The sequence below is a fragment of the Mycobacterium shunyiense genome, from assembly GCF_058270075.1.
Window position 1 is genome coordinate 133,552 of record NZ_JBZDPU010000001.1, and the last position, 23,479, is coordinate 157,030.

Genomic DNA, 23,479 nt, shown 5'->3' on the forward strand with positions numbered 1-23,479 from the left:
ATCAGTTCAAAGTCGACGCCGCACCTCAGCCCTCGGCGGCCAACTGGCCACAGGCCGCGGCGATCTCACGCCCCCGGGTGTCGCGCACGGTGCACGACACGCCCTTGGCCTGAACGCGTTTGACGAACTCACGCTCGGCGGGTTTGGGACTGGCGTCCCATTTGCTGCCCGGCGTCGGGTTGAGTGGGATGAGGTTGACGTGCACCAGCTGCCCCAGCTTGCTGTGCAGCTTCTTACCGAGAAGGTCTGCGCGCCAAGGCTGGTCGTTGACATCGCGGATCAACGCGTACTCGATGGACACGCGACGGCCGGTGACGTCGGCGTAGTACCGCGCCGCGTCCAGAACTTCGTCCACCTTCCACCGGTTGTTGACCGGCACCAGGGTGTCGCGTAGTTCATCGTCGGGGGTGTGCAGCGACACGGCAAGGGTGACGCCGAGGCGTTCGTCGGCGAGCTTGCGGATGGCCGGAGCCAGACCGACCGTCGACACCGTCACCGACCGGGCGCTGATCCCGAAACCGTTCGGCGGCGGCGCAATGATGCGCTTCACCGCCGCTACCACCCGGTTGTAGTTGGCCAGCGGCTCACCCATGCCCATGAAGACGATGTTGGACAGCCGCCCGTCATGTTCGAGCCGCATGGCCGACGACGCCGACCGGACCTGTTCGAGGATCTCGGCGGTGGACAGGTTGCGCATGAGGCCGCCCTGGCCGGTCGCGCAGAACGGGCAGGCCATGCCGCAGCCGGCCTGCGAGGAGATGCACACCGTGTTGCGCTGCGGATAGCGCATCAGCACCGACTCGAAGGTCGTGCCGTCGCCGGCGCGCCACAGCGTCTTGCGGGTCTCCCCCGCGTCGCACTGGACCTGCTTCACCGGGTCGATCAGCGTCGGGAACAGTGCCTCGGCCACCTGATCTCGCACCGCGGCAGGCAGGTCGGTCATCTGCTTCGGGTCGGCGATCAGGCGGCCGTAGTACTGGTTGGCCAGCTGTTTGGCCCGGAATTTCGGCAGCCCCAGCTCGGTGACGGCAGCAGCGCGGCCGTCCTCGTCGAGGTCGGCAAGGTGCCGCGGCGGCATGCCGCGTCGCGGGGCTTCGAAGACCAATTCCTGCTTCATGTCTTTTCCAGTATCAGGCTTGTTCGGCGAGAACATCGTGAACAGTGCGCTCAACGGTGTCCAGGACATCGTTATCCACCCCGGGACGGCCGCGGACGAAGACCGATGCGCGGCTGGCCGGGGGCAGCCCCTCGGCCAGACACAACCCGTCGGGCAGCCGGCCGATCATCGGCAGCAGAGCCACCCCGAGACCAGAGCGCACCGCTGCGAACAGGCCGGAGAGGTTCGCGGATTCGGCGGCGATGCGGTAGTCGGTCCCGCTGCGGTCGAGCGTGGCGAACGTGGGTTCGCGCAATGTGCAGGGTTCGGAGAACATCACCACCGGCAACGGCTGGTTCACCGCGTGCGCAGCGAGGCTGCGCCCCGAAACCCATTTCAGTGCAAGCGTTCCCGAGGCGTGAGCGGGGTCCATCCCGGAACCGTCGAGCATCACGGCAAGGTCGACCAGACCGTGTTCGACGGCGTCGGCGAGCGTGACATTGCGGTCGAGGCGAAACCGCAGCCGCCAGTTCGGCAACCGCTCGCCCAGCGCCGCAGTGAGGGCGGGCAGCATGACATCGGCGCCGTGCTCGGTGGCACCGATCAGCAGCACCTGCTCCTCGGCTGCACCGAGATCGGTCAGCGCCGCGTCGTGGGCGGCGAGGATGCCCCGGGCGTGCCCGAGTACGCGGTGGCCCAGTTCGGTGAAGGCGACCCCGCGACCGGACCGTTCGACGACGGGGCCACCCACGACGGCCTCGATCCGCCGCACATGCTGGCTGACGGCCGACTGCGTCATGTGCAACACCGCGGCGGCACGGTGAAACCCGCCACAGTCCGCCACCGCCACCACGCTGCGCAGCGGCGCGATGTCCAGCACCTGACCCATGCGATCAAGGTACTCCGATCAGTACTCACGATCAAAGACCTGGTGTTTCACCCTATTCATCGGGTTATTCCGCCGAATTGATTAGCATCGATGATCAATCGTGATTGCCGATAATCGTTGGACCGCGCGCACGAGGCTCGCTCACGATAGGGATCATGCCGCCCACTCCGATGCCGATGCGCACGGCGACCACCGTGACGTTCTTCTACGCCCTGGGTTATCCGATCGGGAACCTGGCCGTGCACGCCCTCTCCCCGATGGCGGTGTTGGCGGTTCGTTTCGGGGCGGCAGGACTGATCCTCGGCACCTGGGCCGGGCTGGCCCGGGTCGGCTTCCCGACGGGCCGGAAGCTGCTGCACGTCGCGGTGGCGGGTCTGCTCATGCAGGCGGTGCAGTTCTGTGCGCTCTACGTTGCGATTCAGCAGGGCGCCCCGGCAGTGCTCTGCGCGGTGGTCATTGCGATGAACCCGGTGGCGACGGCACTGCTGGCCGCGGTGTTCCTACGTGACCGGCTGACACCACGCCGGCTCGTCGCGTTGGTGCTCGGTATCGCCGCAGTGCTGGCAGCATGCGCGACGCGACTGGTCACCTCAGGTGGTATCGACCCGGCAGTCGGATTGCTGTTGGTGGCATTGCTCGGTCTGGCGGCAGGCGGGGTGTATCAGCAGCGGTTCTGCTCTGATGTCGACTTCCGGGCCTCGACCTCCGTGCAGAACGCCGTCGCGTTCCTACCCGCGTTGGCGCTGGCGCTCAGCACCCCGATCCAGGTGCATGACGCCACCAAAGCCGTGCCGGCGGTGGCCGGCGTGGTGCTGCTCAACGCCATCCTCGGGGTGTCGCTCTACGTGCGGGCCATCAACCTGCACGGGGCGTCGGCGGTCGCGATGCTGTTCTGTGTGATCCCCGCAGTCGCCGGGGTGTTGTCCTGGCTCATGCTCGGCGAGCGGGTGAACATCGGCATCGCCGCGGGACTGGTCCTGGGTGCGATCGCCTGCTGGCTGAACGCGTCTGCCACACGCAGCGAACGCGGTCTACGCGAGGAGCGTGAGCACGATCCAGCCGACGACGGCGGACGGCAACATCGCGTCGATGCGGTCCATGATCCCGCCGTGGCCCGGCAGTAGCGTGCCCATGTCCTTGATGCCGAGATCGCGTTTGACCTGCGATTCGACCAGGTCCCCGAGCACACCGGTGATCACCAGCAAGAGGCCGAGCGGTACGCCCACCCAGGCCGGCTTGTCCAACAGGAACGCCACGGACAACACCGCTGCGGTGACACCGAACAGCAGCGATCCGCCCAAACCTTCCCAGGACTTCTTCGGACTGATCGCCGGCGCGAGCAGATGCTTGCCGAACAGGACGCCCGCGACGTAGCCGCCGATGTCGGCGAAGACGACCGTCACGATGATGGTGAAAACCCGGACTCCGCCGTGGTCGGCGAAGATGAGCAGCGCGGTGAAGGCCGCGAACAACGGCACCCACGTGGCAAGCAGGATCGTGGCGGCGACATCTCGCAGGTAATTGACCGGTTGCTGGTCCAGGCCCTGCCCGACCAGACGCCAGACCATGCAGACGACGATCGTGCCGCCATAGGCGCCCAGCAGACCGACGGCCCCGAAGGGCCACGTCAGCCAGATCATCGCCTGGCCACCCAGCAGCAGCGGAACGGCGGGCAATGCGTAACCGTGCTCACGCATCCGCCGGATCACCTCATGGGTGGCGATGGCGATGGCGATGGCCAACAGCGGCAGCCACCAGATGGGCGCAAAGAGCAGGGTGCCTATCGCGAGGGCGCCGAGGACCACGCCGACGGTGATGGCGGCCGGCAGGTCACGGCCGGCGCGCGAGGTCTTCTGCGGTGGCTCGGTCTGTGCCACGGGACTGGGGTGCTGAAGGTCGCCTAGACCTCCAGCAACTCGCCTTCCTTGTGCTTGACCAACTCGTCGATCTGACTGGTGTAGGTGTGGGTGGATTTGTCGAGATCCTTTTCCGCGCGCCCGACCTCGTCCTCGCCGGCCTCGCCGTCCTTCTTGATCCGGCTGAGCTCTTCCATCGCCTTACGACGAATGTTGCGCACGGACACCTTGGCGTCCTCGCCCTTGGACTTTGCCTGCTTGACCAGCTCGCGGCGGCGCTCCTCGGTGAGCTGAGGGATGGAGATCCGGATGATATTGCCGTCGTTCGTCGGGTTGACCCCGAGGTCGGAGTTACGGATCGCGTCCTCGATCGGCCGGAGCTGAGCGGCCTCGTAGGGCTTGATGACGACGAGCCGCGCCTCGGGCACGTTGATGCTCGCCATCTGCGTGATCGGCGTCATCGACCCGTAGTACTCGATGTTGATCCGGGAGAACATGCCCGGATTGGCCCGGCCGGTGCGGATCGTGGCCAGGTCGTCACGGGCCACACTCACGGCCTTTTCCATCTTCTCTTCGGCGTCGAAGAGAGTTTCGTCGATCACTTCGGGTTCTCCATCGATCTTGCTCCTCGCGTGCGCGGCAGGTCAGGTGGTGGTGGTGACCAGTGTTCCGATCTTCTCACCCGCCACGGCACGGGCGATATTGCCTTCGGTGAGCAGGTTGAACACCAGCATCGGCATGCGGTTGTCCATGCACAAACTGAAGGCAGTGGCATCGGCGACCCGCAGGCCACGGTCGATGACATCACGATGGCTGACTTCGGTGAGCAACTCGGCGTTCAGGTCCTCGCGTGGGTCGGCGGTGTAGACGCCGTCGACAGCCTTGGCCATCAGCACCACGTCGGCCCCGATCTCGAGAGCCCGCTGCGCGGCCGTCGTGTCGGTGGAGAAGTACGGAAGGCCCATGCCGGCACCGAAGATGACGACGCGACCCTTTTCCAGGTGTCGCACGGCCCGCAACGGGATGTACGGCTCGGCGACCTGCCCCATCGTGATGGCGGTCTGCACGCGGGTGTCGATGCCCTCTTTCTCCAGGAAGTCCTGCAGCGCAAGGCTGTTCATCACCGTGCCGAGCATGCCCATGTAGTCGCTGCGGGTGCGTTCCATCCCGCGCTGCTGAAGTTGGGCGCCGCGGAAGAAGTTGCCACCACCGATCACGACCGCGACCTGAACTCCGCTACGCACCACTGCGGCGATCTGGCGGGCCACCTGGTGCACGACGTCGGGGTCGAGGCCGACCTGGCCGCCGCCGAACATCTCTCCGCCGAGTTTCAGCAGAACCCTTTTGTAAAACGGACGAATGGGTGCTGCGCCCTCGCCGGCGACATTCGGATCCGCCATCGGTCTCCTCGGCACTCCTCGCATGTAGAGAGCCACCCGGGTTACCCCTGGACGGCCTCTCCATCCTGCCCTATGGCGGGCGGCACACCTAGTTTGGGTGAACTCTGCAGGACCGAGTGTCGCCGGCGGCGCAGCTCAGCCTGCGCCTATCCCAGGTGCGCCTGAAGCAACCAGGCGGCCATCGACTTCCGGTCCTTGCCCTCGTCACGGAGGTCCATTCGGGCGAAATCCGCGAAGTTGGCAAATTCCGCAGGCACGTGCGCGTGGATGCGGGCCGGCCGCACGTCGTCGATCACCCAGTACTTGCCGACGACCTCACGCAATTCGTCCTCGCTGACCGGATTGGCCGGTCCGGAATCGCCCATCGTCCCCTTGTCGAACACCAGCACAAAGTAGGAGGCGCCAGGAGCAGCGGCCCGCACGATCGACTGCTGGTAGCCGTCCCTCAGTTCCACGGGCATGGAGTGGAACAGCGTGCTGTCGACGATCGTGCCGAAACGGCCGTCGTAACCGGTGAAGGCACTGATATCGGCCACTTCGAAGGTCGCGTTGGTGAGCCCGCGTTTGGCCGCCTCGGCCCTGGCCAACTCGATGGCGGTGGCCGACTGATCCAGCCCGACCGTGGTGAATCCGCGCTCGGCCAGGTCGAGAGCGGTGGCCGCCTCACCGCAGCCGGCGTCGAGCACCTCCCCGTGGAATTTGCCCTCGGCGATCAGGGCCGCGATCTCGGGCTGCGGTTCGCCGATGCTCCACGGCGGGCGTACCCCAGCGAACTCCGGAGCCTCACCGCGGTAAGCGGATTCGAACATTGCGTCTGACATTTCGCTTGGCGTGGTCATACGTCCGGTATATCAACCTGGTTGATATGTGTCAATATGCTTGACATGAACTCCGATAAGGGAGCCGCCCTGGAGGAGCAGCCACTCGGCTACTTGATGTATCGCGTGGTCGCGGTGCTGCAGCCACGGGTCTCCGCGCAACTGCAACCACTGGGCCTCAAACTGCCCGAGTTCGTCTGCCTGCGCATCCTGTCCATGGCCCCGGGTCAGTCCAACGCCGAGCTCGCCCGCCACACCAACGTGTCACCGCAGGCGATGAACAACGTGCTGCGCGGGCTACAAGACCGAGGGGCGGTGCGCAGGCCGGCCACCGTCGACTCCGGACGCGCACTACCCGCCGAGCTGACCGCCGAGGGCGCCGAATTGCTCGAACGTGCCGAAGCCGCCGTGTACGCCGCCGAGGAGGAGGTGCTCGATCGCCTCGACGCCGAGCAGCGACGCGAGCTCAAGCGACTGTTGGCCCACGCCGTTCCCTGAACCGGCATGCCGTCTGGCGCGCCGTGTGGCGCCGCAGTCGGTAATGTCGCCAGCCGATGAAGATCGTGCTGGCCCCGGACTCGTTCAAGGAGTCGATGACCGCGTCGCAAGCGGTCGCAGCGCTGCGCGAGGGCGTCCGGTCTGCACTGCCGGAGGCCGAATGTATCGGGGTGCCGATGGCCGACGGCGGTGAAGGCACCGTCGACGCCGTCGTCGACGCGCTCGGCGGTGACCGCATCACCGAGACGGTGCAGGACCCGCTCGGCCGACCGGTCGCGGCCACCTACGGCTATGTCGCCGAGCGTCACCTGGCCGTGATCGAAATGGCCGCCGCCTCCGGCCTTGAGCTGGTGGCACCGGAGGATCGTGACATCCTGCGCGCCAGCACCTTCGGAGTCGGACAGCTCATCACCTCAGCCCTGGAGCACGGCGCGACCGAGCTGCTGATCGGCATCGGCGGTTCGGCTACCAATGACGGCGGGGCCGGCATGCTCACCGCGCTCGGCGTCGCCTTCACCGACACCGACGGTGCCGTTCTGCCACCCGGCGGCGCGGCACTGGCCCGGCTCCACCACATCGACGTCGCCGGCCTGGACCCCAGGCTCGCCGAAGTGCACGTCCGGATCGCCTCCGACGTCACCGCACCGCTGCTCGGAACCGGTGGTGCCAGTGCGGTTTTCGGACCGCAGAAGGGAGCCACCCCGTCAGACGTCGCAACCCTCGAAGCCGCCCTCGCCCGCCTGGTCGAAGTGACCCAGACCGCTCTCGGCCACGCCCGGCCCGATCGCCCGGGTGCCGGGGCCGCCGGGGGCCTGGGTTTCGGGCTGATGGAATTCCTTGCCGCCGAATGCGACCCGGGTGTCGAGGTGATCGCCGAGACCGTGGGGCTGGCGCAGGCACTGATCGGAGCGGACTGGGTGTTCACCGGGGAGGGCAGCGTGGACGCCCAGACCATGCTGGGCAAGACGCCGTTCGGCGTCGCCCGGGTGGCCGGGCACACCGGCACCCAGGTGGTGATCTTCGCCGGTCGGGTGTCCCCCGACGCCGACGTCCTGCTGGCCAACGGCGTGGCAAAGCTGGTCGCCATCACCGAGCCGGGCACCCCGCTGGATCAGGCCCTGCGCGACGGCCCCGCTGCGTTGACCCGCGCGGCCGCCACGGTGTGCCGGTCCCTGTAGCGCCAGCTACAGGATCGCCGCCGCGACGATCAGCCCGAAAGCCAGGTAGGAGGCCGTCACGACCAGGACCTGGGGCGTGAACCGCTCGGAGGCCAGCACCATGCCGATGTCGATGCCTTTGATCGCGCCGATGAGCCGAACTGAAAACGCCTGGGCCGCAATGCCCAAGAGCCCGAACACCAGCGTCATGATGAGCCCCTGGACGAGGTCACCCGACGAGGAGTAGATGGCGAGAACGATGATGAAAGCCATCGACACCACGCCGGAGGCCGTCACAGCGGCAGCATTCGGGCGGCCCGCTCGTACCAAGGTCCGCAATGGCCCGGGTGTGGTCCAGTCGATCACGTAGAAACCCAGGACCATCAGTGCCACACCGACAATCGTGTACAACACGATCGCCGAGACGCCGTGGCCGAGAACCGACCAGTAATCGGAGTCGAGCGCAACCAGAGTGGTTGTCATAGGTATTCCTTCCGGGTCACTGCGGGATGCGGTGTGGCACAAAGGCAGCGCCGTTGTCGGTGACGAGACCCGAGGTCTCGCGGATCCCGAGTCCGGCAGATTCGTCGCCGACTATCCACGCCCCCAACGCGGGGCGCATGTCGTCGAACTGCGGTAGCGGATCGAGCAACTGGTACACGTAGCCCTCTTCGCCGTAGACACCGCCGGTCTCGGTCTCGAAGCCGGCGCCGACGATGGTGATGTTGGCGCCCTCGCGGCCCAGCTTCGGTTTGCGAACGTAGTCGGTGAGCTCGTGCGGGTCATCGACATAGGCGGGCAGCAGATTCGGATGCCCCGGATACATCTCCCACAGCACGGCCAGGATCGCCTTGTTGCTCAGCAGCGTCTTCCACAGCGGTTCCACCCACATGGTGGCCGGCAACGATTCGACCGCCCGACGGCCGAAATCGTCGTCGAGCATCCACTCCCACGGGTAGAGCTTGAAGATCGACGACATCGGAGCTTCCTCCAGGTCGACGAACCGGTCGAGGTCGCGGTCGAACCCGATGTCCTCGATGGCCAGGCCCACGGTGTGCAGGCCGGCTTCTGCTGCGCACTCCTGGAGGTAGGCCACGGTGACGTGATCCTCACCGGTGTGCTCGGCACCCGACCAGGTGAAGTAGGTCTCGGCGCCCGGGAGGCGGTCACGGACCTCAGCCCAGCGGGCAACCAGCTTCTCGTGCAACGAGTTCCACTGATCGTCGGCCGGGTAGACGTCGGTCTTCCAGTGCCACTGCAGGATCGCCGCCTCCAACAGTGTGGTGGGCGTATCGGCGTTGTATTCCAGCAGAACCGGCGGTCGACGACCGTCGTAGCGCAGGTCGAATCTGCCGTAGAGATGCGGGTCGCTGCGCCGCCACGACTTCTCGATGTGCTCCCAGCTCCATTCGGGAAGCCCGAAGTCGCGGTAGCGCCCGGTCAGCACGACGTGCTCGACAGCCTCCAGACACATCGAGTGCAGCACCTCGACCGAGGCCTCGATCGACAGCACCTCGTCCATGTCGAAGACGTAGTGCACCGACTCGTCCCAGTACGGGCGGTCGGCGCCGGTCGCGTCGCGTGCCGGAGTGCCATAACACATGCCTTGGTCGGCGACGATCTGTTCCCAGCCTGGTCGCGGGGAACTGCGTTGGCGGTGCATTCAGCTCCCCGAACTCTTGCCGTAGCTCGACGACGAGCCGAAACCGCCGCGCGAGATCGACGTCCCCGACTTGGTCTTGGCCGTCGTGCCCTTGGGCTGTTCGATGGTCCCGCCCCGGGCAATGGTGCCGACACCGCTGTTGTTGCCGCCGTAGTAGTACCGGTATGGCGAGCCGAGGTAGATGAAGGTGCCCCCGGAGCCGCTGTGGCCGCTGGAGCAATACGAGTCGGGCACCACCTCGTTGGTCCCGTCCTTGACACACGAGGCCGCGATTTCCTCTTTGTGCAACAAGTGGTAGCCCAGCGCGATCACCCCGACGACACCGACCACCGCCACCGAGCCCATCAGGATCTTCTTGCCGGTGGCGGCACGCTGTTCGCGCGTCTCCTCCTGCTGCCTGGCCCACGCCTCGGCGGCCTCGCGCTCCTTCTGCATCTTGTCGCGCTGCCGCGCCTCGGCCACGGTCGGAGGCCGTGGCGTGGCTGTGGCCGGATCCTGCCAACGAATCGATCCCTCGCCGGCCTGGTTCCACTGCTCGTCTGGCCCAGACGTCATTCACACCCCCGCAAACTCTGACACCTGACGGTCATCATAAGAGCACATCGCCACCCCTGAGCGCAGCACCTGAGCAAAACCCGGGCGTGGAGGCGGGAGCGCGTCTCAGATCTGGCTCCGGCCGCGTAAAAACAGTCTACTTCACTGCTTTTCGCGCCCGCTTCCGCGGAGCTGCGGGAACCGGATCCTGGATACGCGGCCAGGGCCTGGCCTCCTCCAGCTCGTACGCCAGCTCCAGCAGCAGCGCTTCGCGGCCACGGGTCGCCGACAGCATCATGCCCACCGGAAGGCCGGTTTTCGTCTGGGCCAGCGGCAGCGAGATGGCCGGGTCCCCGGTGGCGTTCTGCAGCGGTGTGAACGCCACCCACCCCAGCAGCCGGTCGATGATCTGCTGGTAGTCCGCCGTGGGATCGAGCCGGCCGATTTCCAGGGTGGGCTCGGCCAGGGTGGGCATGAGCACCGCGTCATAGCTGTTGGACAGCCGCTCGGTGATCCGCCGCGACCGGGCCAGGTGGGCGATCGCCGCCGGGACCCGATACAGGTTGCGCGATGCGTGTCGTTCCAGGCCCAACGTGAGATTGTCGAGCTTGTCGCGGTCGAAGCTCGGGCCGAAGGATCGCTTCCCACCGCGTACCAACGCATAGGCCAGGAACGACCAGTACAGCAGGAAATCATCCTTGAACCGGGGCTGGACCGGATTGCCGATCACGGTGATCTGGTGCCCCAGCTCCTCGAGCAGCGCTGCGGTCTTGTGGGTCAGCTCGGTCATCTCCGGGCCGGCATCGTGCACGACGGACTGCGTGCACACCGCGATGCGCAGACGCTGTTTGCCCGGGCGGCTGACATCGCCGATCGGTGGCAGTTTGGGGTTGCGGTAGACGCGTTCCATCTCCCGGTACAGCGCTGCGGTATCACGCACCGACCGGGTGAGCACCCCGTCGGCCACGATCCGCAACGGCATCATCCGCAGATCGTGATCCTGCGGCAGCCGACCCCGGGTGGGCTTGAGACCGACGAGCCCGTTGCAGGCCGCCGGGATCCGGATCGATCCGCCGCCGTCGTTGGCGTGCGCGATGGGTACGACTCCGGCCGCGACGAAGGCACCCGAACCCGACGAGGACGCGCCCGCGGTATAGAGCGGGTTCCATGGATTGCGCACCGGGCCGAGCCGAGGGTGCTCGCACGCCGCGCTGAAACCGAATTCCGAGAGCCGGGTCTTTCCCAGCGCCACGAGGCCGGTGGCGAGGTAGGCGCGGGCGAAGTCGCCGTGCGACGTTTCGGCGCGGGGTTCCCACGCATCGGTGCCGCGCATCGTCGGCATGCCCTCGACCGCGGAGTTGTCCTTGACGAAGGTCGGGACACCGTCGAAGTACCCGCCGTAGGGGCTGGGGGCGGCGCCGCGGGCGTGGGCCCGGTCGAAGGCCTCGAATGCCAGCCCGTTGAGGGTGGGATTGACCGCCTCGACGCGCGCCACTGCCGCCTCGATCAGGTCGGCCGCCGATACCCGCCCGGCTCGCAGCTCTTCCACCAGGCCGACGGCGTCGTGTTCACCGAGGGCGTCGTCGCCGAAGGCGAAGATTCGACTCATGACCAGACGGTACCAACTGGTACCGATCGGGCGGCGGGCTCTCGCCGCCCAACCGCCGCTTACTGCGTCCGGGCCACGCTCTGCAGCACAGCCAGATGCTCGTCGACGGTCCGCAGACCGGCTCCCATGGTGTTCACGGTGACGTGGGTGGCCCCGGAGTCGGCCCACGCGGCGATGTCGGCCACCACCTTGTCCGGATCGCCGGTCCAGGTCACCCGACCCTCCATGCCGATCCCGGCGGGATCTCGCCCGGCGGAGACGGCCGCACGCTCAACCCTGGCCCGGGCGTCGTCGAGTTCCAGCCCCGGCCCGACCATCGGGAACCAGCCGTCGCCGAGTCGCCCGGCCCGCTCCAGGGCGCGAGCGGAGGCAGCGCCGAACCACACCGGGATCGGACGCTGCACCGGCAGCGGCGCCAGACCCGCACCGGTCACCCGGTGGTGGCGACCTTCGAAGGTCACCGACGATTCGGTCCACAGCCGACGCATCAACTCGACCTGCTCCTCGGACCGCTTGCCACGGTTTCCGAAATCCTCGCCGAGCGCCTCGTACTCGACCGCATTCCAGCCCAGCCCGACGCCCAGGCGCATCCGCCCACCGCTGAGCAGGTCGACCTCGGCGGCCTGCTTGGCAACCAGAACGGCCTGGCGCTGCGGCAGGATGATCACCCCGGTGACCAGTTCCAACGAGGTGACTGCGGCCAGGTAGCCGAACATCACCATCGGCTCGTGAAAAGTGGTGTAGAGGTCATATGGGCCCGACCAGTCCCGGTGAACAGCCGGATCGGCGCCGACCACATGGTCGTAGGCCAGGATGTGGGTGTAGCCCAACTCTTCGACACGCTGGCCGTATGCGCGCACCGCTCCCGGATCTCCGCCGAGTTCCGTCTGCGGAAACACCACACCTACGCGCATGTCACCTCCAACACCACTCCCCAACCCATTCGTACCTGCCACACTCCCACATCGGCAAAGCCTGTTGCCCCGCCGTGAGCAACTACCCGGCACCGACCGGGTCACGAATGAACAAAACCCCGCGCTTTCCGGGATCGCCGGAATGAGCGCGGGGTTTTGCGACGGGCGGCGACGGCCGAGCCGTCAATCGGGTGTGATGTGCCGCCCGAGTCTTCTCGGTGTCAGGCCTGACCGACCTCGAACCGCACGAAGCGGGTCACGGTGACACCGGCCTCGTCGAGCAGCGCCTTGACGGTCTTCTTGTTGTCGGACACCGACGGCTGGTCCAGCAGCACGACGTCCTTGTAGTAGCCCGTGACGCGACCTTCGATGATCTTGGGCAGCGCCTGCTCGGGCTTGCCCTCTTCCTTCGCGGTCTCCTCGGCGATGCGCCGCTCGTTGGCGACGATGTCGGCGGGGACGTCCTCACGGGTGAGGTACTTGGCCTTGAGCGCGGCGATCTGCAGGGCGACCGCGTGGGCGGCCTCCTTGCCCTTCTCCGCGTCGCCGGCGGTGTACTCCACCAGGACACCAACGGCCGGCGGCAGGTCCGCGGCACGCTTGTGCAGGTAGGTCTCGACCGTGCCGTCGAAGTAGGCAACCCGACGCAGCTCGAGCTTCTCGCCGATCTTGGCGGACAGGTCGGCGATGGCCTGTTCGACCGTGGTGTCGCCAACCTTGGCGGCCTTGAAGGCATCCACATCGCCGGCCTTCGCCGCAGCGGCGGCCGCCACGACCTGGTTGGCGAGCTCCTGGAATTCGGCGTTCTTGGCGACGAAGTCGGTCTCGGAGTTCAGCTCGATGAGCGCGCCGTCCTTGGCCGCGACCAGACCCTCGGCGGTGGCGCGCTCAGCGCGCTTGCCGACGTCCTTGGCGCCCTTGATACGGAGCAACTCGACGGCCTTGTCGAAATCGCCGTCCGATTCGGCCAGCGCGTTCTTGCAGTCCATCATGCCGGAGCCGGTCAGCTCCCGAAGGCGCTTGACGTCGGCGGCGGTGTAGTTAGCCATTTAAGACTTCTCCTGGAATTACGAAGCGTCAGTGGATGTTTCGGGTGCAGCAGCGGCCTCGCCTTCGGCGGTACCAGCGGTCGCACCGGCGAGCAGCTCCTGCTCCCACTCGGCGAGCGGCTCAGCAGCACCCTCGGTGTCCTGCTTCTCACCGGCACCCTGACCGGCGCGAGCCTGCAGGCCCTCGGCAACCGCGGAGGCGACGACCTTGGTCAGCAGGGCGGCCGAACGGATGGCGTCGTCGTTGCCCGGGATCGGGTAGTTGACCTGATCGGGGTCGCAGTTGGTGTCCAGGATCGCGATGACCGGGATACCGAGCTTGATGGCCTCGTTGACCGCCAGGTGCTCCTTGTTGGTGTCGACGACCCAGATGGCCGAGGGCACCTTCTGCATGTCCCGGATACCGCCGAGGCTGCGCTCAAGCTTGTTCTTCTCACGCGTGAGCATGAGGATTTCCTTCTTGGTGCGACCCTCGAAGCCACCGGTCTGCTCCATGGCCTCGAGCTCCTTGAGGCGCTGCAGGCGCTTGTGCACGGTGGAGAAGTTGGTGAGCATGCCGCCCAGCCAGCGCTGGTTCACGTAGGGCATGCCGACGCGGGTGGCCTCTTCGGCGATGGACTCCTGCGCCTGCTTCTTGGTGCCGACGAACAGGACGGAGCCGCCGTGGGCCACCGTCTCCTTGACGAACTCGTAGGCCTTGTCGATGTAGGTCAGCGTCTGCTGCAGATCGATGATGTAGATGCCGTTGCGGTCGGTGAAGATGAACCGCTTCATCTTGGGGTTCCAGCGTCGGGTCTGATGCCCGAAGTGAGCGCCGCTGTCCAGCAGCTGCTTCATGGTCACAACAGCCATGAGCTCATTCCTTTATGTGTCGGTTGTCGCCAGGCGTCGGGTGATGCCAGGCCCTGGTGCCTGCCCGGACGCCGAACCCGATCCGGGAAATCCCAGGTCAGGACCGTCGGCATCCGTGTACGACCCCATCAAGGCGATCAATATGCGCAGACACGCGAAGTCAGCCCGCAAGCGAGCTGCGGGTAGAAGTTTACACGCTGGGCAGGGGTGCTTTTACCACGCGGCAAACGCGGGTCCATCCATCCACAGCCCCCGACTTTGGGGCTTCCGGACCGCCCGGGGTTGACGCTGAACTGAAGCAGTGAGGTTTGCCGTGACGGCGCTGCTGCTCAGTATGACGTGGATCTGGCCGGCGGCCGCCCACGCCGAGACCTCCCGACTGCAGTGGCCGGTGTCCCCCCGACCGACGGTGACCAGGGGTTTCGACGCCCCCTCCCCCAACTGGAACCGCGGCCACCGCGGCGTCGACCTCGCGTCCGCGCCGGATCAACCGGTCTATGCCGCCGGCCCGGGAACTGTGGTGTTCGCCGGTGTGCTGGCCGGGCGGCCGGTGGTCTCGCTCGCCCATCCCGGTGGGCTGCGCACCAGCTACGAGCCGGTACAGGCCACGGTCCGGCCCGGACAGACCGTCACCGCCGGCCAGCTGCTCGGCACGCTGCTGGCCGGTCACCCCGGTTGTGCGGCGACCGCCTGCCTGCACTGGGGCGCGATGTGGGGCGCCGCTGCCAGGGCGGACTACGTCAACCCGTTGGGGCTGCTCGCCGAGACCCCGATCCGGCTCAAGCCGGTGCGTGGGTAAGCGGGCTGAATCCCTGGTTGTGGCCAACGATCCCGCGGCGTCGGTGTCTGGAATTTGGTGCGGATGATGCACTGAAGCGGCCGCTAGCCTCATTCCTGGCCGCCGACGCGAAGGGCACACATGAGTAGGGCGCGATGGATCCTTATGTCGATATTCACCGTGGCGCTATTCGGTGTCGGCCTGGCGCTGACGATTCCCGGGCTGGAGCTGGCCTTCCGCACCGATGTCACCTGCGGCGACTGGGTAATGCGCCCTGGGGATCAGTGCCGCAACATCGTTCGAAGCTCGTCATTTCTCTATGACTACGACCAGCAGCGATCTCGAAACCGGGATGAAGGCTCCAGTCTGGTCACTTTCGGTGGGCTCCTGTTGTTCGGGGGCGTCCTGTCCGTGTTCGGTTTGGTGACATCGCACCTGTACTTCAAGCGCGAAGCCGCGGACAGGACGACGACCACCGACTAGACAGATTGCGCACGCGCACACGTCGCTGAGTACGGCCTAGGGTCGAAATATGACCGTCGCGTCGCATTTCCACCGCACCCGGCCGATGCGATTCGGTCTGCACACCGCACTCCCCCGCAGTGCCGATTTCGCCGAGTTCGCGCGCACCGTCGAACGATCCGGGTTCGACGTCATGACGATCCCCGACCACCTGGCACCGACACTGGCACCGTTCAGCGGGGCGGCCACCGCCTGTGCCGTCACCTCACGCCTGCGCACCGGCACACTCGTGCTCAACAACGATCTGCGTCATCCGGTCGACACCGCACGGGAAACCGTAAGCGTGGCAGCGCTGTCGGGTGGACGGTTCGAGTTGGGCCTGGGTGCGGGCCATATGAAGGCCGAATATGACGCGGCCGGACTGAAATTCGACAACGGCGCCACCAGGGTGGACCGGTTGATCGAATCGGTCGACGTGATCCGCCCACTCCTGGCCGGTGAGCCCGTGGACGTGGACGGCGCGCACTACTGCGTGCGGGCGGACACCGGCTCGCTGGTCGCACCGGCAGGAGTCGACGTGCCGCTGCTCATCGGTGGCAACGGCACGCGCGTGCTGCAGCTCGCCGGCCGGGTCGCCGATATCGCCGGGCTGGCGGGTTTCAGTCACAACCATGACGCCACGGAGGTCCGGCTGACTCACTTCGACGCGAAGGGCCTGCTGGACCGGATCGCTGTTGTGCACGATGCCGCCGGCGACCGGTTCGAAGCCATCGAGCTCAACGGGTTGCTGCAGTTCGTGGTCCACACCGACGACCCCGCGGCCGCGGCAGCCGAGGTGGCCGGGCCGTTGGGCGCCTCGACGGAACTGCTGTTGGAATCGCCGTTTGCATTGTTCGGCAGCTACGAGCAGATGGCCGAGTCTCTGGCCGAGCGGCAGCGTCGGTTCGGGATCAGCTACTGGACGGCGATCGACGCATGGACGGGCCGCGAGTCGGCGCTTCCGCACCTGGCCGAAGTCATCAAGCTGCTGCGCTAACGGCCGACGACGCCCTCCAGAAACCCGGTCATCGCCTCCAGCACAGCGTCCGGACGGTCGCGCTGCACCCAATGTCCGGCTCCTGCAATGATTTTGAGCTCCGCGTCCGGGATCAACTCCGCGGCCGCCCGGGCCCGCGCAACCGGCACGCCCGGATCATGGTCACCGTGGACGATCAGCGCCGGGCGGGGAAACGATGACAACCGTCCGCTGTAGTCCGTGCGCAGCCGGTTCCACCGGACCTGATCGCGTTGCCACTGCTCGAACGCCGAGAATCCCTCCGGTTGGCCCGCGGCAGCCATGACCTCGTCCATCAACGCATCGGTGACCTGGGCGGGGTCGGTGATCAGGGCCTGCATGCTGCGCACCATCGCTCGGCGGTTGGTGCCCACCCACCGCGTCACCGCTCCGAGCAGACCGGTACGCAGCGTCACCCACGTGACCAGTTGCCGCACACCGGACATCGGCCCGTCCGAGAGGCGCGGCATCAGGCCGTAACTGCCCAGCAGCATCGCACCCGTCACCCGCTGCGGCCGGTCCAGGACATGGCCGATGGTCATACCCCCACCGAGTGACAGCCCGCCGATCGCGTAGCGCTGCAGGTCGAGTCCGTCGACGAACTCCCCCACGTAGCCGACCAAACGGTCCTGTGTCACGGGCAACCGCGCCGGCGGACTGCAGCCATAGCCGGGATGGTCGGGCGCGATCACGCGGTAGCCCGCCTCGGCCAACCGGGGGCCGATACCGCCCCAGGACAACGACGCGCTGTCCACGCCTCCACCGTGCAGCAACACGACGGTCGGCGCCGTGTGGTCGGTGGCCCAGCTGAGATAGGACACCGGCCCGCAGGGCAGATCGACGGTGGTTCGGGTCGGCTCGACAGTCAACTCCGGCACGATCTCCTCTTCAGGCTCGTGGGTGCGCCTGGTCGTGCACCGCGCGCAACCGTTCCACTGTGACGTGTGTGTAGAGCTGGGTGGTGGCCAGCGAACTGTGTCCCAACAACTCCTGTACGACGCGCAGGTCGGCACCGCCTTCCAGCAGGTGGGTGGCCGCGCTGTGGCGTAGTCCGTGGGGACCGATGGCGGGGGCACCGTCGACCGCAGAGACGGTCTGGTGCACCACGGTACGGGCCTGACGGGGGTCGAGGCGCTTGCCGCGGGCCCCGAGCAGGAGCGCGGGGCCGGAATCGGCAGTGACCAGCTCGGGCCGCCCGTCGGTGAGCCAGGAGGTCAACGCGACCAGTGCCGGTTCCCCGAACGGGACCGTGCGCTGCTTGTTGCCCTTACCCAACACCCGCAGCACCCGGCGCGGAGTGTCGATGTCATCGATGTCCAGACCGCACAGTTCGCTGACCCGAATACCGGTGGCATACAGCAGCTCGACGATCAACCTGTCCCGCAGCGCGAGCGGGTCACCTTCCTGCACAGCTGAATTCATCGCTTCCATGGCGTCCACTGCCTGGTCGCGGCGCAGCACCGCAGGCAGCGTGCGGTGAGCCTTGGGCACCTGCAACCGCGCGGCGGGGTCATTCGGCAACAGTCCCCGCCGTGTCGCCCAGGTGGAGAAGGTCTTGACCGAGGAGGTTCGGCGCGCCAACGTGGTCCGCGCCGTTCCGGCTGCAGCCTGGGCGGCCAACCACGAGCGCAACCTCGGCAGGGTCAGAGTCTCCAGTCCGCCGCCGGTGAAATCGAACAGCGCAGTCAGGTCACCCCGGTAGGCGCGGCGGGTGTGTGCAGACCTGCCGCACTGCAGCGCCAGGTATTCGTCGAACTCGGCGAGCACATCCTGAACTACGGGCACCGTGCCACCGTGGCAGAACTACGCCCGCGCTGCACCCGACGCGCCGAGCCGCTACCGTCGCGTGACCATCACGGGTTCATCTCGTAGCGGCCGGCCAATCCGCGCACACCTGCCACCACACGATCGCGGCGGGCGCCGTCCGCAACTGGCTGCTTGACGATGTCGAGGGCGCGCTGCTGTTGCACCGCAGTAGCATCCGGATGGCAATGCAGCTTGGTCGCGTGCGTGGACATGTCGGTGACGAGCACCTCGAACAGCTGGTCGATGAAATCGGCGTCGATCGCCTCGGTCTCCGCCTGCTCCAGAATCAGCTGGGCATACGGGATCAGGGTGAACATCTCACCGATCGCGAACAAGAAGTCGACGTTGCGTTGTTGGTCGGCGTTGGGTGTCGCCACCGCCAGCAGCGTCTGCAACGCCTGCGCCTGGGCCAGGAATACAGCGACGTTCGGCGTCGACGAGAACCTGCGCAGCACCGACTGCCAGTCTCCGAACCTGATCTTCGCCAACCCACTGCTCGACCCCTGGCGGAACAAGAAGTCGTCGTTGGTCGCATCCCTGCGCGTCGGAATCTGCGGGACCTCAGCCAGCAACGCCTTGAGTGGTGGAATGCGCTGCGCCACAGGTGAACCAGCGATGACTCCACCGGCAGCACGCAAACCGCCGGCGAGTGCGCTCACCACCGGCGCCGGGGCCCGGCCGACCGGCAATGCGGACAGCGCCACAAGTCCGACGCTGGACGCGCCGAACATGTAGTTCTGCATGAACTTCAGTGACAGCGCCATGTTGACGTGCACCGTGCCCTCGAGGCGTGGCAATCCAGTGAGGCCGAGCAATGCCATGGTGAAGTACATGTCGGATTCGAAAGCGCGGGCGGCGATGGTATCGGCGAGCAATGTCACGATCTTCTCGCCCTCGCGGGTGACGTTCATCTTCTCGATCGCGTTGAACAACAGGTAGCGCCGGTCGTCCGCGCTTGCGCTGCGCATGTAGTCGATGGCCCGCTCGCTGTAGAGCTTCATCCCGATCAAGCGGGCGTAGCCGTCGGCGAGCATGCGGCGGATCTGCGGGAACTCAGTGACCCGCTGGCCGAACAGCACGCGGTTCTCGGCGTGGGTGACGGCCTCGTACATGGCGTGCTCGCAAGCCCCGATCGCCCCGAATCCGAGGTTGAACTTGCCGATGTTGACGGTGTTGATCGCGGCGTTGAAGGCCGCCTTGCCCTCGTGCAGGATGTCGTCGGCACTGACCGGATAGTTCTCCAGGTCGAACGCCGCGACGTACATCTGGCCGTCGACGACGTTCTTGCGCAGGTGGTAGTTCGAATGCTGGCTGTCGGCGGCGAAAAAGAGGTACCCCTCGAAGTCCTGCGCGGGACGGCGCCGGTCGAGATCAGAACTGTCGATGATCGGTTTGTCGGAGCGACGGCCGAACACCGAGACCATGCCGGCCAGGTTGCCGTTGCCGATGTAGTGCTTGCCGCCGTTCGCCGAGTACGACCCATCCGCGTTCGGTGTCAGCACCATGTCGGTCGAGTAGACATCGGCGCCGTGGTCCTGCTCGGACAGCCCGAAGGCGAAGATCTCCCCTGAATCCAACAGGGCGGCAGCCTTCTTGCGCGCCACCGTGCTCTCCGACTGCCAGATCGGACCGAGGCCGAGGATGGTGACCTGCCAGACGTACCAGTACTGCATGCCGTAGAACCCGAGGATCTGGCTGTACATGGCATTGCGCGCGGTGTCCCAGCGCTTGTCGGGATCGCCGGCGGCCTCCGACGCCGGAGTCAGGAACGTCGCGAAGATGCCCTCCCGCTTGACCAGGTCGAGAAAATCGCTGTACCAGACCCGATCCCGGTCCTGCTGCTTGAGCCACCGCTTGCCGTGGGACTCGAAGAAGTCGATGGTGGCCCGGAAGATTTCCCTGGTTCTGCTGTCGAACTGGTCGAAGTCGGTCCGGTTCGGGTCGAACAGGACATCAGATCGTGCGGTCACGCCAAACTCCCTAAGTAGGACTGAGATTCGATGAGGCCTTCATCGCTGGGCCGTTGCCCCTGGCCGAACACCCGCTCGTGCTGGCGGGCCCGCAACTCCTTGTGTGCCTCGGCGGGCTTGACGTAGCCGTAGCGCTTGCGCCCTTCTTCCGGGCTGAGCACCTCGGTCGACCGGGGCGGTATACCCATGATGTAGGGGCCCGCGATCGGCACCACCGACGGCGAAATGATCTTGGCCACCAACAGCTTCAACTGGGGAACCCGGTCGACCACGCCGAAGCCGAGCTTGAGCACCGGCCGCACGGCCAGGTCGATCACCCGTGGCTGGTCGAACCCACTGAGCCGGCGCATCCAGCGCGGCATGGTGGCAATGGTTCCGGCGCGCAGGAACCAGTTGAGAACCTCGACGGCCGGTTTCGCAGCACGCGGTGCGGGCGGCAGCACCACCTTGGCGTTGAGCAGGTGGTCCATCATCGCGCGGGCGGCCTCGCTGACGGCGAGGTGTGACCGCATCTGCTCGAAGTAGTCGTTGATGCCCTCGCGGGTCCGTGGGACGTCGGCCGGATCGCAGGTCTGGAACTCGGCGGCCCGGGCACAGTCCTGCCAGTAACGGGCCTCCTCCTCGGCCGTCAGCTTGCCGCCGCCGTACAGCTCGTAGGCCTTGAGCACCGAATGCCAGCCGGTGAGCAGGATCCACAGCTGCGACTGGGGGTCATTGGCGTCGTACTTGTTGCCACTCAGGGGTTCGGTACCAATGGCTTTCGAGTGGACTTTGACCAGCACATCGGCGGTCTTGAGCACCGATTCGGTGTCGGCGAAGGCGACCATCGCGAAGTAACGCACGGTCCGGTCGTAACGGGTGCGGGGCCGATCGTAATTGGCGCCGGTGGTATCGACCGCGGCGATCAGTGCAGGGTCGAGTTCCTCGACCACCACGGCACGCTGCAGTCCGATGATCGGCGTGGTCGCATGGCCCCAGACCTTCCAGGTCACCGAATTCGGTCCGAAGAATCCGTAGTCAGCCATCGGCTGCAGATCAGACATGTGACAACTCCTCTGTACGGGATCAGGCGGTGCGAAACGCCCGATAGGTGGACGATCCGATGAATTCGCCCAATGTGGTTGGGGTCCAGTCTTTTCCGTCGTCATGCAACAAGGTTCGCACCGCGCCTTCACAGGTAGACACGAATTGCTCGACCAGCACCGGCAGCTTCTTGTCGGCGGCGGTGGTGCCCCAACGTTCCAGCGTGGGCGCCAGCCGGCGGGAGACCTTGCCGACCATCAGCGCGCGGCCGTTGCGGAAGTGTTTGGCCACGGCCGGATCCGGGTCGGCGCTCATCACGAGCCGCCACGAATCGGGCCGGCCGGCCACCGTCTCCAGCAGCGCCTGGAAGCCCTCGACGAAGACGGTTTCGTCGGCGTCGGCGCGACCGTAGGGCAGCGCGTCGATCGCCCCCTGGACCAGCAGCGCCAATTCCCGCTCGAGCAATGCCCTCAGCAATTCGACCCGGTCGGGAAAACATGAGTACACCACCGGGCGGGTGACCTTGAGTCGCTGTGCCACCGCACCGATCGTGACCGCGGCGACTCCCTCGTTCACCGCGATCGCCAGCGCCGCATCCAGCACCTGCGGGCGCCGCCGCTCGGGCCCCAGGTGGGCGGCCCTTCCGCGAACGGTTTCTACACTCATGAAGGAAAATGCTACACCTATGAATAATCAATGGCCAGGCGTCATGAGCTGCCTTTTTACGTGTGGCGTTAGCTGCGACTGCTACTCGCGGCTTTCACCGCGGTTCGTCACACTGGAGTGGCTGCCGAGCCCGAGCGCCACTCCAGCGTGACGATGAAGCCGCCAAACCAGCCCACCCGCCGAACGTGGCGTCGAGCGGGCTCCGGAGGTCAGTCGACGCGCCGCAGCGTCTCGGGCGTGAGGTCGGCCAGCGTCGGATAACCGTCGACGCCCATGATCAGGTCGGCCTCGGCGAGCAGCGACCGCAGCACATGGACGATGCCGTCAGTGCCGCCCAAGGCCAGCCCGTAGGCATACGGACGGCCCACACCGACCGCGGTGGCGCCCAGCGCAAGCGCCTTGACGATGTCGGCGCCGTTGCGGATTCCCGAGTCGAACAGCACCGGCAGCCCGTCGGCGGCCTCGACCACGCCGGGCAGGCAGTCGATCGCCGGCAGGCCACCATTGGCTTGGCGCCCACCATGATTCGAACAGTAGATACCGTCGACGCCACCGTCTTTGGCCCGCCGGACGTCGTCGGGGTGACAGATGCCCTTCAGGATCAGCGGCAGCTTGGTCAGCGACCGCAGCCACGGCAGGTCATCCCAGGTCAGCGGATTGCCGAAGAGGCTGACCCAGCGCAGCACCGTGGCCTGGGGATTCCCCTCGGGCGGCTGCTGCAGGCCGGCGCGGAACACCGGGTCACTGGTGTAGTTGGCCAGACATTTGCCGCGTAACTGCGGGAAGTTCGAGGTGGACAGGTCGCGAGGGCGCCAACCCGGCACCCAGGTGTCGAGCGTGACGACGATGCCCTTGTACCCGGCCTTCTCGGCACGCTGCACCAGACTGGCGGCCAGGTCCTTGTCGGTCGGTGTGTACAGCTGGAAAAAGCCTGGGGTGTCGCCGAATTCGGCGGCGACGTCTTCCAGCGGATCCTCGGTGAGGGTGGACACCATCAGCGGCACCCCGGTCCGCGCCGCGGCGCGGGCACCGGCCAGGTCGCCGTGACCGTCCTGCCCGCAGATGCCCAGCACCCCGATCGGCGCCATGAACAACGGGGACGGCAGTTTGAGCCCGAACACCTCGACGGACAGATCGCGCTCCCGGTGCGCGTTGAACATCCGGGGCATCAACCCCCACCTGTCGAAGGCGGTGCGGTTGACCTGCTGAGTGCGCTCGTCACCGGCACCACCGGCCACATACGACCAGATCGAGGCCGGCATGGCCGCCTGGGCCTTGGCCTCAAGTCCTGCGTAGTCCATCGGCATGGTCGGCAGTACGCCGGACAGCCCCTGGAGGTAGATCTCGAGTTGGTAATCGCCGAATGCCATGACGGCTACCTTGCC

General features: G+C 66.7%; 25 protein-coding genes. 6 read left to right on the plus strand and 19 right to left on the minus strand.

Features of this window, described 5'->3' with window-relative positions; translation table 11 throughout:
- Window positions 1–25: 25 nt before the first annotated feature.
- Both rlmN and AC4ELH_RS00675 read right to left on the minus strand, forming a co-directional pair.
- Complete coding sequence (gene rlmN, locus AC4ELH_RS00670; protein WP_064886943.1) at window positions 26–1,117, minus strand: dual-specificity RNA methyltransferase RlmN; 1,092 nt, start codon at window positions 1,115–1,117, stop codon at window positions 26–28.
- 13 nt (window positions 1,118–1,130) lie between these two features.
- Window positions 1,131–1,985, minus strand: coding sequence for a LysR family transcriptional regulator (locus AC4ELH_RS00675; RefSeq protein WP_064886944.1), 855 nt, complete (start codon window positions 1,983–1,985; stop codon window positions 1,131–1,133).
- 170 nt (window positions 1,986–2,155) lie between these two features.
- On the opposite strand from AC4ELH_RS00675, the gene AC4ELH_RS00680 reads away from it, so the two are divergent.
- Complete coding sequence (locus tag AC4ELH_RS00680; RefSeq protein WP_448446964.1) at window positions 2,156–3,109, plus strand: DMT family transporter; 954 nt, start codon at window positions 2,156–2,158, stop codon at window positions 3,107–3,109.
- Here AC4ELH_RS00680 and AC4ELH_RS00685 read toward each other — a convergent pair.
- The 4 genes from AC4ELH_RS00685 to AC4ELH_RS00700 form a co-directional block, all read right to left on the minus strand.
- Window positions 3,017–3,862 (minus strand): phosphatidate cytidylyltransferase, encoded by an 846-nt coding sequence (locus AC4ELH_RS00685; protein ID WP_064886945.1) that lies wholly within the window; start codon window positions 3,860–3,862, stop codon window positions 3,017–3,019. The genes AC4ELH_RS00680 and AC4ELH_RS00685 overlap by 93 nt on opposite strands.
- Window positions 3,863–3,885: 23 nt before the next feature.
- A complete protein-coding gene (gene frr / locus AC4ELH_RS00690; protein ID WP_055112951.1) occupies window positions 3,886–4,443 on the minus strand; it encodes a ribosome recycling factor in 558 nt (185 codons plus the stop codon).
- Between the two features lie 42 nt (window positions 4,444–4,485).
- Complete coding sequence (gene pyrH / locus AC4ELH_RS00695; RefSeq protein WP_055112949.1) at window positions 4,486–5,241, minus strand: UMP kinase; 756 nt, start codon at window positions 5,239–5,241, stop codon at window positions 4,486–4,488.
- Between the two features lie 146 nt (window positions 5,242–5,387).
- Window positions 5,388–6,080, minus strand: coding sequence for a class I SAM-dependent methyltransferase (locus AC4ELH_RS00700; RefSeq protein WP_448446782.1), 693 nt, complete (start codon window positions 6,078–6,080; stop codon window positions 5,388–5,390).
- Between the two features lie 45 nt (window positions 6,081–6,125).
- Between AC4ELH_RS00700 and AC4ELH_RS00705 the strand changes: the two genes are divergently transcribed.
- Both AC4ELH_RS00705 and AC4ELH_RS00710 read left to right on the plus strand, forming a co-directional pair.
- Entirely contained in the window at window positions 6,126–6,557 is a 432-nt protein-coding gene (locus tag AC4ELH_RS00705; protein ID WP_419186543.1) for a MarR family winged helix-turn-helix transcriptional regulator, read from the plus strand.
- A gap of 56 nt (window positions 6,558–6,613) precedes the next feature.
- Complete coding sequence (locus AC4ELH_RS00710) at window positions 6,614–7,735, plus strand: glycerate kinase (protein ID WP_498882975.1); 1,122 nt, start codon at window positions 6,614–6,616, stop codon at window positions 7,733–7,735.
- Window positions 7,736–7,741: 6 nt separating this feature from the next.
- On the opposite strand, the gene AC4ELH_RS00715 is transcribed toward AC4ELH_RS00710, so the two are convergent.
- The 7 genes from AC4ELH_RS00715 to rpsB form a co-directional block, all read right to left on the minus strand.
- Entirely contained in the window at window positions 7,742–8,197 is a 456-nt protein-coding gene (locus AC4ELH_RS00715; RefSeq protein WP_055112942.1) for a DUF350 domain-containing protein, read from the minus strand.
- A gap of 16 nt (window positions 8,198–8,213) precedes the next feature.
- Window positions 8,214–9,377: a glutathionylspermidine synthase family protein gene (locus AC4ELH_RS00720; RefSeq protein ID WP_064959905.1), complete on the minus strand. Its 1,164-nt coding sequence runs from the start codon at window positions 9,375–9,377 to the stop codon at window positions 8,214–8,216.
- Window positions 9,378–9,932: a hypothetical protein gene (locus tag AC4ELH_RS00725; RefSeq protein WP_064886950.1), complete on the minus strand. Its 555-nt coding sequence runs from the start codon at window positions 9,930–9,932 to the stop codon at window positions 9,378–9,380.
- Window positions 9,933–10,068: 136 nt separating this feature from the next.
- Window positions 10,069–11,520: an amidase gene (locus AC4ELH_RS00730; RefSeq protein ID WP_064959904.1), complete on the minus strand. Its 1,452-nt coding sequence runs from the start codon at window positions 11,518–11,520 to the stop codon at window positions 10,069–10,071.
- A 59-nt stretch (window positions 11,521–11,579) separates the two neighbouring features.
- Window positions 11,580–12,434 carry an LLM class F420-dependent oxidoreductase gene (locus AC4ELH_RS00735; protein ID WP_498882976.1) on the minus strand — a complete coding sequence of 285 codons (855 nt, stop codon included), beginning with the start codon at window positions 12,432–12,434 and terminating at the stop codon, window positions 11,580–11,582.
- Window positions 12,435–12,655: 221 nt separating this feature from the next.
- Window positions 12,656–13,483 carry a translation elongation factor Ts gene (gene tsf / locus AC4ELH_RS00740; protein WP_498882977.1) on the minus strand — a complete coding sequence of 276 codons (828 nt, stop codon included), beginning with the start codon at window positions 13,481–13,483 and terminating at the stop codon, window positions 12,656–12,658.
- Window positions 13,484–13,501: 18 nt separating this feature from the next.
- The gene (rpsB, locus tag AC4ELH_RS00745; RefSeq protein WP_064886954.1) at window positions 13,502–14,335 is read right to left on the minus strand and encodes a 30S ribosomal protein S2; all 834 of its coding nucleotides are present in this window, start codon (window positions 14,333–14,335) and stop codon (window positions 13,502–13,504) included.
- A gap of 334 nt (window positions 14,336–14,669) precedes the next feature.
- Here rpsB and AC4ELH_RS00750 point away from each other — a divergent pair, with 334 nt between their 5' ends.
- From AC4ELH_RS00750 to AC4ELH_RS00760, 3 genes are all read left to right on the plus strand, one after another.
- Window positions 14,670–15,134, plus strand: coding sequence for a M23 family metallopeptidase (locus AC4ELH_RS00750; protein WP_498883054.1), 465 nt, complete (start codon window positions 14,670–14,672; stop codon window positions 15,132–15,134).
- A 144-nt stretch (window positions 15,135–15,278) separates the two neighbouring features.
- Window positions 15,279–15,596, plus strand: coding sequence for a hypothetical protein (locus tag AC4ELH_RS00755; RefSeq protein ID WP_003881050.1), 318 nt, complete (start codon window positions 15,279–15,281; stop codon window positions 15,594–15,596).
- A 49-nt stretch (window positions 15,597–15,645) separates the two neighbouring features.
- Window positions 15,646–16,611, plus strand: a complete 966-nt coding sequence (locus AC4ELH_RS00760) for a TIGR03621 family F420-dependent LLM class oxidoreductase (protein ID WP_498882978.1) — start codon at window positions 15,646–15,648, stop codon at window positions 16,609–16,611.
- On the opposite strand, the gene AC4ELH_RS00765 is transcribed toward AC4ELH_RS00760, so the two are convergent.
- The 6 genes from AC4ELH_RS00765 to AC4ELH_RS00790 all read right to left on the minus strand — a co-directional run bounded on the left by AC4ELH_RS00765 (window position 16,608) and on the right by AC4ELH_RS00790 (window position 23,464).
- Window positions 16,608–17,507: an alpha/beta fold hydrolase gene (locus tag AC4ELH_RS00765; protein WP_448446796.1), complete on the minus strand. Its 900-nt coding sequence runs from the start codon at window positions 17,505–17,507 to the stop codon at window positions 16,608–16,610. The genes AC4ELH_RS00760 and AC4ELH_RS00765 overlap by 4 nt on opposite strands.
- 10 nt (window positions 17,508–17,517) lie before the next feature.
- Window positions 17,518–18,414, minus strand: a complete 897-nt coding sequence (locus tag AC4ELH_RS00770) for a tyrosine recombinase XerC (protein ID WP_065147246.1) — start codon at window positions 18,412–18,414, stop codon at window positions 17,518–17,520.
- 68 nt (window positions 18,415–18,482) lie between these two features.
- The gene (locus AC4ELH_RS00775) at window positions 18,483–20,405 is read right to left on the minus strand and encodes an acyl-CoA dehydrogenase family protein (protein ID WP_498882979.1); all 1,923 of its coding nucleotides are present in this window, start codon (window positions 20,403–20,405) and stop codon (window positions 18,483–18,485) included.
- Window positions 20,402–21,448 (minus strand): oxygenase MpaB family protein, encoded by a 1,047-nt coding sequence (locus AC4ELH_RS00780; RefSeq protein ID WP_448446800.1) that lies wholly within the window; start codon window positions 21,446–21,448, stop codon window positions 20,402–20,404. Before AC4ELH_RS00780 ends, AC4ELH_RS00775 begins: the two co-directional genes overlap by 4 nt.
- 22 nt (window positions 21,449–21,470) lie before the next feature.
- The gene (locus AC4ELH_RS00785; RefSeq protein WP_448446802.1) at window positions 21,471–22,094 is read right to left on the minus strand and encodes a TetR/AcrR family transcriptional regulator; all 624 of its coding nucleotides are present in this window, start codon (window positions 22,092–22,094) and stop codon (window positions 21,471–21,473) included.
- 209 nt (window positions 22,095–22,303) lie between these two features.
- The gene (locus AC4ELH_RS00790; protein ID WP_448446804.1) at window positions 22,304–23,464 is read right to left on the minus strand and encodes a lactate 2-monooxygenase; all 1,161 of its coding nucleotides are present in this window, start codon (window positions 23,462–23,464) and stop codon (window positions 22,304–22,306) included.
- Window positions 23,465–23,479: the final 15 nt, after the last annotated feature.

What these genes read in the sequence shown, in the direction of transcription:
- rlmN (WP_064886943.1), bottom strand. Translation starts at nt 1,117, where the DNA reads ATGAAGCAGGAATTGGTCTTCGAAGCCCCGCGACGCGGCATGCCGCCG.
- AC4ELH_RS00675 (WP_064886944.1), bottom strand. Translation starts at nt 1,985, where the DNA reads ATGGGTCAGGTGCTGGACATCGCGCCGCTGCGCAGCGTGGTGGCGGTG.
- AC4ELH_RS00680 (WP_448446964.1), top strand. Translation starts at nt 2,156, where the DNA reads ATGCCGATGCGCACGGCGACCACCGTGACGTTCTTCTACGCCCTGGGT.
- pyrH (WP_055112949.1), bottom strand. Translation starts at nt 5,241, where the DNA reads ATGGCGGATCCGAATGTCGCCGGCGAGGGCGCAGCACCCATTCGTCCG.
- AC4ELH_RS00700 (WP_448446782.1), bottom strand. Translation starts at nt 6,080, where the DNA reads ATGACCACGCCAAGCGAAATGTCAGACGCAATGTTCGAATCCGCTTAC.
- AC4ELH_RS00705 (WP_419186543.1), top strand. Translation starts at nt 6,126, where the DNA reads ATGAACTCCGATAAGGGAGCCGCCCTGGAGGAGCAGCCACTCGGCTAC.
- AC4ELH_RS00710 (WP_498882975.1), top strand. Translation starts at nt 6,614, where the DNA reads ATGAAGATCGTGCTGGCCCCGGACTCGTTCAAGGAGTCGATGACCGCG.
- AC4ELH_RS00715 (WP_055112942.1), bottom strand. Translation starts at nt 8,197, where the DNA reads ATGACAACCACTCTGGTTGCGCTCGACTCCGATTACTGGTCGGTTCTC.
- AC4ELH_RS00720 (WP_064959905.1), bottom strand. Translation starts at nt 9,377, where the DNA reads ATGCACCGCCAACGCAGTTCCCCGCGACCAGGCTGGGAACAGATCGTC.
- AC4ELH_RS00725 (WP_064886950.1), bottom strand. Translation starts at nt 9,932, where the DNA reads ATGACGTCTGGGCCAGACGAGCAGTGGAACCAGGCCGGCGAGGGATCG.
- AC4ELH_RS00730 (WP_064959904.1), bottom strand. Translation starts at nt 11,520, where the DNA reads ATGAGTCGAATCTTCGCCTTCGGCGACGACGCCCTCGGTGAACACGAC.
- AC4ELH_RS00735 (WP_498882976.1), bottom strand. Translation starts at nt 12,434, where the DNA reads ATGCGCGTAGGTGTGGTGTTTCCGCAGACGGAACTCGGCGGAGATCCG.
- tsf (WP_498882977.1), bottom strand. Translation starts at nt 13,483, where the DNA reads ATGGCTAACTACACCGCCGCCGACGTCAAGCGCCTTCGGGAGCTGACC.
- rpsB (WP_064886954.1), bottom strand. Translation starts at nt 14,335, where the DNA reads ATGGCTGTTGTGACCATGAAGCAGCTGCTGGACAGCGGCGCTCACTTC.
- AC4ELH_RS00750 (WP_498883054.1), top strand. Translation starts at nt 14,670, where the DNA reads ATGACGTGGATCTGGCCGGCGGCCGCCCACGCCGAGACCTCCCGACTG.
- AC4ELH_RS00755 (WP_003881050.1), top strand. Translation starts at nt 15,279, where the DNA reads ATGTCGATATTCACCGTGGCGCTATTCGGTGTCGGCCTGGCGCTGACG.
- AC4ELH_RS00760 (WP_498882978.1), top strand. Translation starts at nt 15,646, where the DNA reads ATGACCGTCGCGTCGCATTTCCACCGCACCCGGCCGATGCGATTCGGT.
- AC4ELH_RS00780 (WP_448446800.1), bottom strand. Translation starts at nt 21,448, where the DNA reads ATGTCTGATCTGCAGCCGATGGCTGACTACGGATTCTTCGGACCGAAT.
- AC4ELH_RS00785 (WP_448446802.1), bottom strand. Translation starts at nt 22,094, where the DNA reads ATGAGTGTAGAAACCGTTCGCGGAAGGGCCGCCCACCTGGGGCCCGAG.
- AC4ELH_RS00790 (WP_448446804.1), bottom strand. Translation starts at nt 23,464, where the DNA reads ATGGCATTCGGCGATTACCAACTCGAGATCTACCTCCAGGGGCTGTCC.